Below are 642 nucleotides of genomic sequence, written 5' to 3'. Positions count from 1 at the left end.
ATCGGGCTGGGAGACAGTGTCAGGTGGGCAGTTTGACTGGGGCGGTCGCCTCCTAAAGAGTAACGGAGGCGCCCAAAGGTTCCCTCAGAATGGTTGGAAATCATTCGTAGAGTGTAAAGGCACAAGGGAGCTTGACTGCGAGACCTACAAGTCGAGCAGGGACGAAAGTCGGGCTTAGTGATCCGGTGGTTCCGCATGGAAGGGCCATCGCTCAACGGATAAAAGCTACCCCGGGGATAACAGGCTTATCTCCCCCAAGAGTCCACATCGACGGGGAGGTTTGGCACCTCGATGTCGGCTCATCGCATCCTGGGGCTGTAGTCGGTCCCAAGGGTTGGGCTGTTCGCCCATTAAAGCGGTACGCGAGCTGGGTTCAGAACGTCGTGAGACAGTTCGGTCCCTATCCGTCGTGGGCGTAGGAAATTTGAGAGGAGCTGTCCTTAGTACGAGAGGACCGGGATGGACACACCGCTGGTGTACCAGTTGTCTTGCCAAAGGCATCGCTGGGTAGCTATGTGTGGACGGGATAAGTGCTGAAAGCATCTAAGCATGAAGCCCCCCTCAAGATGAGATTTCCCATAGCGCAAGCTAGTAAGATCCCTGAAAGATGATCAGGTTGATAGGTCAGAGGTGGAAGCACGG

General features: G+C 55.5%; 1 rRNA gene. It reads left to right on the top strand.

Annotation, left to right across the window (positions count from 1 at the left end):
* Positions 1–642 (top strand): 23S ribosomal RNA (locus EPL02_RS19980); the annotation flags it as partial.

The sequence above is a fragment of the Bacillus sp. CBEL-1 genome, assembly GCF_004348885.1.
Taxonomy (GTDB): Bacteria; Bacillota; Bacilli; order Bacillales; family Bacillaceae_H; genus Priestia; species Priestia aryabhattai_A.
The sequence above is the reverse complement of the archived record's forward strand: the minus strand, read 5'-3'. Positions and strand labels throughout refer to the sequence as shown.